At 66.9% G+C, this 11,952-nt stretch carries 10 protein-coding genes; 5 read left to right on the top strand and 5 right to left on the bottom strand.

All coding sequences use genetic code 11. The features are described from left to right. Window positions 1-16 precede the first annotated feature (16 nt). The 3 genes from E7773_RS09135 (at window position 17) to msrA (ending at window position 2,209) form a co-directional block, all read left to right on the top strand. A complete protein-coding gene (locus E7773_RS09135; RefSeq protein ID WP_293990354.1) occupies window positions 17-1,216 on the top strand; it encodes a pyridoxal phosphate-dependent aminotransferase in 1,200 nt (399 codons plus the stop codon). A gap of 131 nt (window positions 1,217-1,347) precedes the next feature. Then, window positions 1,348-1,491: a hypothetical protein gene (locus E7773_RS09130; protein WP_293990352.1), complete on the top strand. Its 144-nt coding sequence runs from the start codon at window positions 1,348-1,350 to the stop codon at window positions 1,489-1,491. Window positions 1,492-1,549: 58 nt separating this feature from the next. Further along, window positions 1,550-2,209: a peptide-methionine (S)-S-oxide reductase MsrA gene (gene msrA / locus E7773_RS09125; RefSeq protein ID WP_293990350.1), complete on the top strand. Its 660-nt coding sequence runs from the start codon at window positions 1,550-1,552 to the stop codon at window positions 2,207-2,209. Here msrA and pdeM read toward each other — a convergent pair whose 3' ends face one another. Then, complete coding sequence (gene pdeM / locus E7773_RS09120; RefSeq protein WP_293990348.1) at window positions 2,210-2,872, bottom strand: ligase-associated DNA damage response endonuclease PdeM; 663 nt, start codon at window positions 2,870-2,872, stop codon at window positions 2,210-2,212. Between the two features lie 155 nt (window positions 2,873-3,027). Here pdeM and E7773_RS09115 point away from each other — a divergent pair, with 155 nt between their 5' ends. Further along, complete coding sequence (locus tag E7773_RS09115; protein WP_293990346.1) at window positions 3,028-4,926, top strand: potassium transporter Kup; 1,899 nt, start codon at window positions 3,028-3,030, stop codon at window positions 4,924-4,926. A gap of 113 nt (window positions 4,927-5,039) precedes the next feature. On the opposite strand, the gene E7773_RS09110 is transcribed toward E7773_RS09115, so the two are convergent. From E7773_RS09110 to E7773_RS09095, 4 genes are all read right to left on the bottom strand, one after another. Continuing rightward, window positions 5,040-6,443: a M20/M25/M40 family metallo-hydrolase gene (locus E7773_RS09110; RefSeq protein ID WP_293990344.1), complete on the bottom strand. Its 1,404-nt coding sequence runs from the start codon at window positions 6,441-6,443 to the stop codon at window positions 5,040-5,042. A 75-nt stretch (window positions 6,444-6,518) separates the two neighbouring features. Further along, on the bottom strand, window positions 6,519-7,472 hold the full coding sequence (locus tag E7773_RS09105) for a retropepsin-like aspartic protease (protein WP_293990342.1): 954 nt from the start codon (window positions 7,470-7,472) through the stop codon (window positions 6,519-6,521). Next, the gene (locus tag E7773_RS09100; protein WP_293990341.1) at window positions 7,472-8,407 is read right to left on the bottom strand and encodes a retroviral-like aspartic protease family protein; all 936 of its coding nucleotides are present in this window, start codon (window positions 8,405-8,407) and stop codon (window positions 7,472-7,474) included. The genes E7773_RS09105 and E7773_RS09100 overlap by 1 nt, the downstream gene beginning before the upstream one ends. Window positions 8,408-8,500: 93 nt before the next feature. Continuing rightward, the gene (locus E7773_RS09095; RefSeq protein ID WP_293990340.1) at window positions 8,501-10,909 is read right to left on the bottom strand and encodes a ligase-associated DNA damage response DEXH box helicase; all 2,409 of its coding nucleotides are present in this window, start codon (window positions 10,907-10,909) and stop codon (window positions 8,501-8,503) included. A gap of 35 nt (window positions 10,910-10,944) precedes the next feature. Here E7773_RS09095 and E7773_RS09090 point away from each other — a divergent pair, with 35 nt between their 5' ends. Next, a complete protein-coding gene (locus tag E7773_RS09090) occupies window positions 10,945-11,943 on the top strand; it encodes a ligase-associated DNA damage response exonuclease (RefSeq protein ID WP_293990339.1) in 999 nt (332 codons plus the stop codon). Window positions 11,944-11,952 lie beyond the last annotated feature (9 nt).

Genomic DNA, 11,952 nt, shown 5'->3' with positions numbered 1-11,952 from the left:
CACAGGGGACTCGTCGATGCAGCCTTCCGCCGCGCTCAACCGGATCAAGCCGTCGCCGACGCTCGCGATCACCAGCCGCGTGGCGGAGCTGAAGCGCGAGGGCGTCAACGTGATCGGGCTGGGCGCGGGCGAGCCCGATTTCGACACGCCCGAGTTCATCAAGGAAGCGGGGATCAAGGCGATCCGCGACGGCCAGACGAAGTATACCAACGTCGACGGCACCCCCGAGTTGAAGGCGGCGGTGCAGATGAAGTTTAAGCGCGACAACGCGCTCGATTACGCCATCGACCAGATTTCGGTGAACTCGGGCGGCAAGCATACCTTGTTCAACGCGATGGTCGCGACGCTCGATCCGGGCGACGAAGTGGTGATCCCCGCGCCTTATTGGGTGAGCTATCCCGACGTCATCCTGTTCGCCGGGGGCACGCCGGTGTTCGCGCCCGCGGGGGCAGACCAGAATTACAAGCTCAAGCCCGGGCAGCTCGACGCGGCGATCACGCCGCGCACCAAATGGCTGATCCTCAATTCGCCCTCCAATCCGACCGGCGCCGCGTATAGCGAGGCTGAGCTGAAGGCGCTCGGCGAAGTGCTCGAACGCCACCCGCAAGTGTGGATCTACGCCGACGACATGTACGAGCACATCGTGTTCGACGATTTCCAGTTCCGCACGCTCGCGCAGGTCTGCCCCTCGCTCTACGATCGCACGCTGACCGCGAACGGCTGTTCCAAGGCGTACGCGATGACCGGCTGGCGGATCGGGTTCGCGGGCGGGCCGGCATGGCTGATCAAGGCGATGTCGAAGCTCCAGTCGCAATCGACCAGCAACCCCTGCTCGATCGCGCAGGCGGCGTCGGTCGCCGCGCTGACCGGCGATCAGGGCTTCCTCAAGGACAATGCCGCGATCTTCCAGTCGCGCCGCGATCTGGTCGTGTCGATGCTCAACCAGGCGAGCGGGATCACCTGCCCGTGGCCCGAGGGGGCGTTCTACGTCTATCCCGAATTCTCCGCCTTGATCGGCAAGACCACGCCCAATGGCCGGGTGATCGCGACCGACGGGGATTTCGTCGGCTATCTGCTCGACGATGCGCGCGTCGCGGCGGTGCAGGGCGAGGCGTTCGGGCTCTCGCCGGCGATGCGGATCAGCTACGCAACCTCCGACGACCTGTTGCGCGAAGCGTGCGAGCGCATCCAGACGGCGTGCGCCGCGCTGCGTTAAGCTTCCCTGCCCGCCGATGAACGCGCGGATCAGGTAAAGTTCAGTCCGGGAAACTTATTGTTCACCGATCGATGGTTGAAGCGGAGCAGCCTCGCGCCGACTTCCTGGCCGCACACAAGGGAACAAGAGTCATGAAGACCCTTTTCAAATCGGCGATGCTGTGGCGCTTCCTCGGCGGGTTCGCGCTCGGCGGAATCGGCGTGCTGGCGCTCCACCCGGCGACCGCCGAGACCGTTCCGCACGCTCCCGCGACGATCGCGCAGACCGCGAACTAAGGTGCCTCCTTGGCCGCCCCGGCGCCGTTCCTATATGAAGGAACGACAGAGACCGATCATGATCAAGCCACTTCTCCCTATCGCGCTCGCGGGCGGCCTCGTGTTCGCCGTGGCGCGTCCCAGCCTAGCGGGTGCCGAGCGCGCCGTCGTCATCCCCGCGCCTGCGCGCGATGTCGTGCCGACCGCGAGTCCACGCGTCGCGGTGTTCGCGGGCGGCTGCTTCTGGGGCGTGTCTGCGGTGTTCGAGCGCGTGAAGGGCGTCACCGGGGTGACGTCAGGCTATGCCGGCGGCACGGCGGGATCCGCGACCTACGATCAGGTATCGACCGAGCGCACCGGCCATGCCGAAGCGGTGCGGATCACCTACGACCCGCGCGTGGTCAGCTACGGCACGCTGCTGCGCGTCTATTTCTCGATCGCGACCGACCCGACCTCGCTCAACCAACAAGGGCCGGATTCGGGGCCGAGCTATCGCACCGCGATCTTCCCGCAGAACGAGGCGCAGCGCGGCGTCGCGGCGGCCTATATCGCGCAGCTGACTCGCGCCAAGGCGTTCCCGCGGCCCATCGTGACCAAGCTGGAAACCGGTCGCTTCTTTGCTGCCGAAGAGTATCACCAGCACTTCTACGACAAGAACCCCAATCACCCGTACATCGTCGCCTGGGACAAGCCCAAGGTCGCGGCGTTCAGGGCAGCCTTTCCGCAACTCGCTAAATAGTCACGCCGCCAATGGAAACCTGAGCAGCCGGTCGGCGATCGGCACCAGCGCCTCGCCGTGGCGCCCGACCGCGCGGATGATCTCCGGGTGCCCGACATCGAGCCCCCCGGTCAGCGCGCCGAACGCGGGCAGGATCAGCTTGCTCTCGGTCGCGATGAAGCAGCGCCGCGACACCAACCGTCCCCGCACGCGCACGCGCAGCTTGGGGTGGAAATGCCCCGACAGTTCGGGGCGCGGGTCGCGGCGGTCGGCTTCGTGGCGCAGCACCAGCCCGTCGACCATCGCTTCGTCGATCACCACCCCGCCGCACGGATCCCCGATCGCCGAATCGTGGTTGCCGACGATCCATGTCCAGCGATGCGCCGCGGTCAGCGCGCGCAACCGCGCCTGCTCGGTTGCGGGCAAGCGTTCGCACCCGCGCACGTCGTGGAAACTGTCGCCCAGGCACCAGATCTCGAGCGGGTCGGTCGCGGCGACCAACGCCTCGATCGCCGCCAGCGTCGCCGCGCTGTCGTACGGCGGCAGCATCTGGCCGCCTTGCGCGAACCAGCTTGCTTTCTCGAAATGCAGGTCCGCCAAGATCAGCGCGCGTCGCGCCGGCCAGTACAGCGCGCCCTCGGGCAGCGCGGCGAGGCTGTGGCCGGCGAACGAAAAGGGAACCATTTCTCGCCCATGCCGCAATCGAGTCGCGCGATCAATGGCTTGGATCACGCCCGCAAATCCCGCTTGCATGACGCGAAAACAGGCGTAAAGCGCGCCGTCCTCATCGGCAGGCCAGTGATTCCATGACATCCGGCGCCAAAGCGTCCAAGGGGGCGATGCCCCGCAAGATATTGCTCGGCCTGACGATCGGCGCGATCGGCGTGGTGTTCGGCGATATCGGTACCAGCCCGCTCTACGCGTTTCGCGAAGCGCTCGGCCAGGCCGCCGCCGACGGACTGCAAGCCGACGAGATCCTCGGCGTGCTCAGCTTGGCGCTCTGGACCCTGTTCCTCGTAGTGTCGGTCAAATACGTGACCTTCCTGATGCGCGCGAACAACCGCGGCGAGGGCGGCGTGCTCGCGCTCGCGGCGCTGGCGCGGCGCGCGCTCGGCTGGCGCTCGCGCACCGCCTTGGTGTTGGGCGCGGCGGGGGCGGCCTTGTTCTACGGCGACGCGATGATCACGCCGGCGCTCACGACATTGGGCGCGGTCGAGGGGCTGCGCACGCTCCCCGGCGAGGCGCAAGCGTTCACCGAAACGCAGATCATGCTGATCACGATCGTCCTGATGGTCGGGTTGTTCGCGATCCAGAGGCGCGGCACCGCGCGCGTTTCGGTGCTGTTCGGGCCGGTCTGTATCCTGTGGTTCGTCGTGATCGGCGGGCTCGGGCTGTGGCACATCATGGACGAGCCCGGCATCCTGTGGTCGCTCAACCCTTATTATGCGGTCGAATTCCTGTTGAGCCACGGCATGCTCGGCCTGTTCGTGCTCGGCGCGGTATTCCTGACGGTGACCGGCGCCGAAGCGCTGACCGCCGACATGGGGCATTTCGGCCTCCCGCCGATCCGGCTCGCCTGGTTCGGGCTGGTTTGGCCGGCGCTGGTGCTCAACTATCTCGGGCAAGGCGCCTATACGCTCCACAAGCTCGAGGCGGGCACCGCCGCCGGGCAGAAATTCGCCAATGCCGACTGGTTCTTCCTGATGGCGCCCGACGCTGCACGGCCGTGGCTGATCGTGCTCGCGACGCTCGCCTCGATCATCGCCAGCCAGGCGGTGATCACCGGCGCCTATTCGCTGACCCAGCAGGCCGTGCAGCTCGGGCTGTTGCCGCGGCTGCGCGTGCGCAACACCTCCGCCGATTATGCCGGGCAGATCTACCTGCCGTCGGTCAACTGGCTGCTGCTAATCGGCATCCTGGTGCTGATCGTCCAGTTCCGCACTTCGTCGGCGATGGCCGCGGCGTACGGCATCGCGGTGACCGGCACGATGGTCGTCACCACGTGTCTCGCCTATATCGTCGTGCGGCACCGCTGGCGCTGGCCGCGGCCCTGGGCGATCGCGCTGATCCTGCCGTTCCTGACGCTCGACCTGATCTTCTTCGGCGCGAACATCCTGCGCGTGATCGAGGGCGGGTGGGTGCCGCTGCTGATCGCCGCCTGTATCGGTTTCCTCATCTTCACCTGGGTGCGCGGCAAATCGATCGTGCGCACCTTCGAACAACGCCAGAGCGTGCCGCTCGCCGATCTCGCCGCCGCGCTGACGCGCCGCCCGCCCGAGCGCGTCGAGGGCACCGCGATCTTCCTGACCGGCACGCCCAAGGCGGCGCCCGGCGCGCTGCTCCACAATCTCAAGCACAACAAGGTGCTCCACGCGCAGAACCTGATCGCCTCGGTAAAGACCAGCGACATGCCCCAGGTCGATCCGGCGGAGCGCTGCGAGATCCAGCGGCTCGACGACAATTTCAGCGTCGTCGTGCTGCGCTACGGCTTCATGGAAAGCCCCGACGTGCCGCACGATCTCGCCGCCGCCGCCAAGGCCGGGCTGCTCGACCTCGATCCGATGAAGGCGAGCTATTTCATCGGCCGCAACACGCTGAAGGCCGACGCCGATGTCGGCATGCCGTTATGGCAGGACCGCATCTTCATGTTCCTCCAGCGCAACGCCAGCGACCCGACCGACTTCCTGCGCATCCCGCCGGGGAAGGTGCTGGAGCTGGGCGAACAGGTTACGGTCTAGGCTCGCTGCAGCGGAATAGCCCGCTATTCCGCGTCTCGGCGGCGAGCTCGGCCGGCGACGCAACGCGTCGGCCGACGGCGCGAATTCACTTCGCGCCGCTGCCTCGCCTCAGCCTACCCGGCATAGGCCTTGACCAGATCGAACAGATAGTCGCGCCCCGTGTAGAGCGACTCCACGCGGATCCGCTCGTTGAGCCCGTGCACCCCGCTGAAATCGGAATCGATGAAGACGCCCGGCGCCCCGTAGACCGGGATGCCGATCGCTTCGAGGAAGATGCCGTCGGTCGCGCCGGTCGACATCGACGGCAGCATCGGCACGCCGGGGAAATATTTGTCGGCGAGCGTCTTCATCGGAGCCGTAATCTTCGGGTCGAGCTTGGGCGGAATGCCGATCGGGCGAATCGGCATGTTGGCGGTCACCGTTACCTTCGGCCCGGCGAGTTCCTTCAGCTTGGCGAGCGTCTCGTCGACGCTTTCGCCCGGGAAGATGCGGCAATTGATGTTGGCGGTCGCGCTTTGCGGCAGCGCGTTTTCGGCATGCCCCGCCTTGAGCAAGGTCGCGACGCAAGTCGTGCGCAGCGTCGAGTGCATCGCCTTGTCCAGGCTGACGATCCTGTCGGCCGCCGCATCATTGGGGTTGGCGAGCAAGCTGGTGATCGCGTCCGCCATCGGCCGCGGCGTGGTCGGCGCCTTCGCCACCATCCCGAAGAAGGCGCGCGTCGTGTCGGTGAACTTGATCGGGAATTCATAACCCTGGACGCGCTTGAGCGCATCGGCGAGCTCGTAGATCGCATTGTCGGGCACCGGCTGCGAGCTGTGCCCGCCCGGATTGGTGGTGGTGAAGGTGAAGTTCTGCGCGGCCTTCTCGCCGACCTGGATCGCGAGCAGCTCGCGCTTGCCGTCCTTGCCGTAGCGCCCCCCGCCGCCTTCGTTGAGCGCGAACTCCGCCGCGATCAGGTCGGGCTGGTTCTTGGCCAGCCATTCGGCGCCGTTGAACGCGTAGGTGGTCTCTTCGCCGCACGTCAGCGCGAGCTTGATCGTGCGCTTGGGCTTGTAGCCGCTCTGCTTGAAACGGATCATCGCGTCGGCCCAAATTGCCGCCATCGCCTTGTCGTCGACGCTGCCGCGACCGTAATAATAGCCGCCTTCCTCGATCAGCTTGAACGGGTCGCGCACCCAATCCTCGCGCTTCGCCGCCACCACGTCGATATGTGCGAGCAGCAGCATCGGCTTGGCCTTGGGATCGCTCCCTTTCAGCACCGCGACCAGCCCGCCGTCCCTGGAATGATCGGGCACCGAGAAGGGCGTGAGATCCTGGTCGGTATAGCCCGCCGCCTTCATCCGCGCGGCGACCTGGTCGCGCGCCTGCGTGCAGCTCCCGACGTCGACCACGGTGTTGGTCTCGACCAGTTCCTTGTAGAGCGCGAAGAACGCTTGCTGGTCAGGCCGGGTTTGCGCCGCCGCGGGCAGGGATTGCCCGACCAGCGCCGCTGCGACGATCCATCCTATGCCACGCATGCCCACCCCCTGACGCTATCGACGATCCAGGGAGTAGAGCGTTAAATCACGGGCGTGGCAACCGGTGTGACCGCGTCAATATCCGAAGCGCACCGCTGGATCGACCCGCACGTCCTTGGGCAGCGTCAGGCGGATTTCGCGGTTGGCGAAATCGATCTGGACTCGGCGGAACAGCTTGAGCGTGTCCATGCCCAGCATCAGTGCCGGGGTGTTGGTCAGCCCGAACCGCTTGAACGGCAAGGCATCGGCGAATCCCATCGGGACGCTGTTGAACTCGATTCCGGCGATGTTGAGCGAATCGATGATGCGGTAATCGGCCTGGAGCCATTGCCCGGTCACCGACAACAGCCCGACATTTCCCAACGACCTTTCGGTGCGCACGCGCTTGAGCATCGCGAGATTGCCGATCGTGATCGGCGAACCCGTGTCGATCACCACCGAGATACGCCGCCCGCGATAACTCGCATCGGTCACGATCAACTGGCCGTACAGGTTCTTCGCACGGATCACGATATCGTCGGGGCCGACCGCCGCACCGCGCTTTTTCGCCGGGCGTACCTCCATCAGATTATGGTCGAAATCGATCGAGACGGCATGCCCCTTGAGCGCGTCGATCCCGAGCATGCCCGGCGCGCCGAGATTGGCCTCCGACACCGCGGGCGCTTCGATCGTGTCGGGTTTGACCATGCTGACCTGGAGCGCGGGCAACAGAAAGGTGGCGAGCTCGCCCTGCCCCGTCATCGTCGTCACTCGCACGCGGCGCCCGGCGGCGAGGTTGAGCGTCCCCGCTAGTTCGCGCGACACGACGGTGCGTTCGGAGCCCGTGTCGATGACGAAGCGATAGGGGCCGCTCGCGCCGATCGACACCGGCACCGTCATGCGCATGTCCTCGACGCCGAGTCCGATGGTGTCGGGACTCGCGGCGGCGGGATCGACCGGCGCATTGGGGGGCAGCTTGGCGTTCTGCGCGGACAGGGGCGCCGCGATCGCCGCGGCGGCGGCCAGGCCGAGGCGAACCGCCCGGCGCATCACAAGGTCTTGCAATTGGCGACGCCGCGGCACGTATCGTGGAAATTGATCGGCCCGCGCGGCAGCGTGAAGGCGATTTCGCGGTTGACGAAGTCCATCTCGAGCCGGCGAAACATCTTCAGCGAGCTCATGCCGAGGATCAGCGCCGGCTTGTCGGCCAGCCCAAGCCGCGCGAACGGCGGCGCGTCGGCGAACGACAGCCCGAAATTGTCGAACTTGATGTCGCCGATCCGCACATCGTTGATCATGACGTAATCGGCATCGAACGAACGGCCGGTGACCGAATAGGTCGTGATCGGCCCCAGGCTGCGGGGTTTGCGCTTGGCCAGCGCCAGCATCGCCTTGTTGCCGACGCTGATCCACGACCCGGTATCGATGACGACATCGATCGGGTGCCCTTCGAACCATGCCTTGGTGACGATCAGCTGGCCGAGGCGAGCTTCGGCACGCATGACGATCTCCCCCTTGGCGTGCCGTTTCGCCGGGGCGAGCGTCATCCGGTTATGGTCGAAATCGACGATCACGCGATGGCCCTGGAGCGCATCGATGCCGAGCATGCCCGAGGCACCGAGATTGGCCGCCGACAGCGCCGGCGCCTCGATCGCCGAAGTGCTCAGCGAACCCGCGGTGAGCGAGACGACCTTGACGGTGTTGACCGTGCTCGACCCCGCGAAGTCGAACAGCCGCGCGCGCGCGCCGGCATCGAGCCCGAGCGTGTCGGCGAGCTCGCGCGACACTACCGATCGCTCGGCGCCGGTATCGACGATGAAGGCGTAGGGGCCCTTGCCGTCAACCGACACGGGCACGGTCATCCGGCTGGCGCGGTCGGCGAAGCCGAGCGTCTCGGCCGGCGCGGTCGCGGGTTGCACTGCGGACGGCGGCAAGCCGGCATCCTTTTGCGGCTGACCGCCCGAGGCGAGGAGCGGCATCGCCATTGCGCCTGCCGCTATCGCTACACAGAAACCCCAACTGCGCATCGTGCGTCGAGTGTACGCCCGTTGCGGCCGCGTACCAAGCGGATAATACAGCTAATCTATCCGCATCGCTTCGCGCGCCAGCACTTCCGCTTCGGCGAGCAAGTCGTCGTCGGCGGTCCCCGTCGCGACTCGCTCGCGTCCGATCAGCGTCAGCACGGGAACGGCGAGCGGCGAGACTCGGTCGAGGTCGACGTGCACCATCGTGTCGGCGGCACGGTCGAGCAGATGCGCGAGCCGCCCGACGTCGGTCATCTTGGCGCGCGCATCGTCCCACGCGGCCTGGAGCAGCAGATGCGTCGGCTCGTATTTCTGCAGCACGTCGTAGATCAGGTCGGTCGAGAAAGTGACTTGCTTGCCCGTCTTGCGCTTGCCCGGATGCTGGCGCTCGACGAGGCCACCGATCACCGCGACTTCGCGAAACGCGCGCTTGAGCAGATGGCTCTGCTGCACCCAGTCGACGAATTCGTGCTCGAGGATGTCGGGCGAGAACAGCGCGGCGGGGTCGGTCACCGGTTCGAGGCTATAGGTGCCGATCGCGTAATCGCTCGCGACGAAGCCCAGCGGCTTCAACCCTTGCGTCTCCATCCGCCGCGTGAGCAGCATGCCGAGTGACTGGTGCGCGTTCCACCCTTCGAAGCTGTACGCAACCATGTAGTGGCGCTTGTCGCGCGGGAAGGTCTCGACCAGCAATTGGTCGGCGCGCGGCAGCACCGAGCGATACGCCTGGACCTCCAGCCATTCGCGCACGTCGTCGGGGAAGCGGCCCCACTCCTCCGGCGTCGCGAGGAAGGCGCGGACGCGGTCGGCGAGGTTGGTCGAGATCGGCATCCGCGCGCCGCCATAGGTCGGGATCCGCGCGGGCTTGGCGGAGGCGCGGACGAGCAGGTCCTCGGTGTCGATCCTGAGCACTTCGCAGCTGATTCCGGCGAAGAAGAAGGTGTCGCCGACCGACAGCGTCGCGCCGAAGCTTTCCTCGACCTTGCCCAGCGTCCGCCCGTTCTTGAAGCGCACGGTGAGCATCGTCGCCTCGACGATGATCCCGGCGTTGAGCCGGTGCTGCCTCACGAACCGCGGGTGGCTCACGCGCCACAGGCCATCCGCCTCCTGCGTCAGCCGCTTAAACCGGTCGTATGCCTTGAGTGCATAGCCGCCGTCACGGATGAAGCCGAGCACACGGTCGAACAATTCGTCCGACAGCGCCGAATAGGGCAGCGCCGAGCGTATCTCGTCGAGCAATTCGGCCTGATCGAAAGGCGCCGCGCACGCGCACGCCATGACGTGCTGCGCGAGGACGTCGAGCGCACCCAGTCGGAACACGTCCTCGTCGAGCGCGCCCGATTCGACCGCGTCGATCGCGGCGCGCGCTTCGAGATATTCGAAGCGGTTGCCCGGCACGATGATCGCTTCGGACACTTCGTCGAGCCGGTGGTTGGCGCGCCCGATCCGCTGCGTCAGCCGCGACGCGCCCTTGGGCGCGCCCATCTGGATCACGCAATCGACGTCGCCCCAGTCGACGCCCAGATCGAGGCTGGCGGTTGCGACCAACGCGCGCAGCCGCCCATCTGCCATCGCGCCTTCGACCTTGCGCCGCGCCTCGCGGGCGAGGCTGCCGTGATGCACACCGATCGGCAGCGACATCGCGTTGACCTTCCACAGATCTTGGAAGATCAGCTCGGCGAGGCTGCGCGTGTTGCAGAAGACCAATGTCGTCTTGTGCGTCTCGATCTCCGCCATCACTTGCTCGGCGGCGTAGCGTCCCGAATGCCCCGCCCAGGGCACGCGGTCCTGCGGGAGCAGGATCGAGACGTTGGGCGCCGCGCCGGGCTCGCCGATCACGAGGTCGACCGCACCGATATCGCCGTCGGGCGCGAGCCAGGCGCGGTAACCGTCGGGATCGGCCACCGTCGCCGACAGCGCGACGCGGCGCAGCGCGGGCGCGATCCGCTGCAGCCGCGCCATGCACAGCGCGAGCAGATCGCCGCGCTTGCCGGTCGCGAAAGCGTGGACTTCGTCGACGACGATCGTCCGCAGGCCAGCGAACATCGTGAAACTGTCGGGGTAGCTCAGCAGCAGCGACAAGGATTCGGGCGTGGTCAGCAGGATGTTGGGCGGGCGCACGCGCTGCCGCGCCTTGCGGTCGCTCGGCGTGTCGCCGGTGCGCGTTTCGACACGGATGTCGAGGCCCATCTCCTCGATCGGAGTCAGCAAATTGCGCTGCACGTCGACCGCCAGCGCCTTGAGCGGCGAGACATAGAGCGTGTGCAAGCCCTCCTGCGGCGCCTCGATCAGCTCGGCGAGCGTCGGCAGGAATCCGGCAAGCGTCTTCCCCGCCCCGGTTGCCGCGACGAGCAACGCGTGATGTCCCGCGCGCGCGGCGTCGAGCATTTCGAGCTGATGCCGCCGCGGCCGCCACCCGCGCGACGCGAACCAGTCGGTCAAGGGTTGGGGAAGGTTCGTCACTGGGAACTCAAGCGCATCCCGACCATATAGGATGCATGGCGAAGCTCGGCGACTGGATCGATCCCAAGCCCCACGGCATCTATGTGAAGCCCGCCGACGCGTGGATCGACCCGTCGGTGCCGAGCCCGCGCGCGCTGGTGACGCACGGTCATGCCGATCACGCGCGCGGCGGACATGCAGCGGTGTGGGCGACCCTCGAAACGCTCGCGATCATGGAAACGCGCTACGGCCCGCAGGCGGGCCATGCGGTCGAGTATGGGCAGAAGCTCGACATGAACGGGGTCGAGGTCGAGTTCGTCCCCGCGGGGCACGTGCTCGGCTCGGCGCAGGTCGTGCTGAAGCATCGCGGCGAGACGATCGTCGTGTCGGGCGACTACAAGCGCCGCCCCGACCCGACCTGCGCGCGCTTCGTCCCCGTCAAATGCGACGTCTTCGTCACCGAAGCGACGTTCGGGCTGCCCGTCTTCCGCCATCCCGACACGCACGACGAGATGGACAAGCTGCTCGCGACGCTCCGCGCCAACCCGGAGCGTTGCGTCCTGGTCGGTGCGTACGCGCTGGGCAAGGCGCAGCGCGTAATCCGCGAGCTGCGCGACATGGGGTTCGACGACCCGATTTATATCCACGGCGCGCTCCAGCGGCTGTGCGACCTCTATGTCGAGCTCGGCGTCGACCTGGGCGAGCTGCGCCCCGCGACCGGCGTGCCCAAGGCGGAATTGCAGGGCCGCATCGTGATGTGCCCGCCCTCGGCGCTCAACGACCGCTGGTCGCGCCGCCTGCCCGACCCGATCACCGCGATGGCAAGCGGCTGGATGCGAGTGCGCCAGCGCGCGCGGCAGAAATTGGTCGAGCTGCCGCTTATCCTCTCCGACCACGCCGATTGGGACGAACTGACCGACACGCTGACCGAAATCGCGCCGAAGGAAGTGTGGGTGACGCACGGCCGCGAGGAAGCGCTGATCCACTGGTGCATGACGCGCCAGATCAAGGCGCGCGCGCTAGCCTTGGTCGGTTACGAGGACGAAGACGACTGAGGAGCGCGG

Origin of the sequence: Sphingomonas sp. (assembly GCF_004799495.1) — a bacterium.
GTDB lineage: Bacteria > Pseudomonadota > Alphaproteobacteria > Sphingomonadales > Sphingomonadaceae > Sphingomonas.
Note: the sequence above shows the minus strand (reverse complement) of the source record. Positions and strands in the feature narration are given on the sequence as shown.